The sequence below is a fragment of the Gardnerella sp. CCPDSM genome, assembly GCF_056754715.1.
The window spans coordinates 1-775 of the sequence record NZ_JBQEQO010000042.1 but is presented as its reverse complement, the minus strand read 5'-3'; the positions used below and the strand labels follow the sequence as shown (position 1 = coordinate 775).

At 44.9% G+C, this 775-nt stretch carries 1 protein-coding gene; it reads right to left on the bottom strand.

Annotation, left to right across the window (positions count from 1 at the left end; translation table 11 throughout):
- On the bottom strand, positions 1–775 hold a 775-nt coding region (locus ACTJLE_RS06395), incomplete at both ends, for a DNA polymerase (protein ID WP_481267897.1).

Genomic DNA, 775 nt, shown 5'->3' with positions numbered 1-775 from the left:
AAGTTCCGCGATCTTACCTTTCTGCCGCAAATGCCCGTTTACTCCGTGCTTTTCAACAGGCACGCTAAACATTTGAGAGGCTGACGAGCAGTAAATGTCTTTACCTTCCGCGAATACTCGCATACGCCATTTTTCACCAGCAAGCCAAGCCAAGACTCTCGCTTCGATTGCCGAAAAGTCTGCGACAATAAACTTAAATCCCGTGCGTGGGATAAAAGCAGTGCGGATAAGCTGGGATAAGGTATCCGGAATATCCTCATAAAGCATTTCCAAAGCTTCAACATTTCCTTGTTTAACAAGACTTCTAGCCTCCGCCAAATCAGGCAGATGGTTTTGTGGCAGGTTTTGTAATTGTACGAGCCTTCCTGCGAATCTTCCGGTACGGTTTGCACCATAGAAGCGAAACATGCCACGCTCCCGATAATCCATGCAGGCAGCGTTTTTCATCGCCGTATACTTTTTCACCGATGATTTGGCAAGCTGCTGACGAAGCTGTAAAACTTCCGCCAACTCTTTACCCACTGTTTTAAGCTCTTTAGCGACTTCTTTTTTACCAAGCGACTCCATTTCAAGACCATGCTTTTTAAGCCAAGAGCGCATTTGTAACACGGAGTTCGGGTTTTCTAAACCCGTAACATGCTTAATCTCACTCATAAGATGCGTTTTCACCTCTAAGTCGAGTTTTATGGCTGACTCAACGAAAAGAGAATCTATTTCTATCCCACGGTCGTTTATCTGTTGGTCGAGATAAAACTCCTGCCATAAAAAGTCTGGT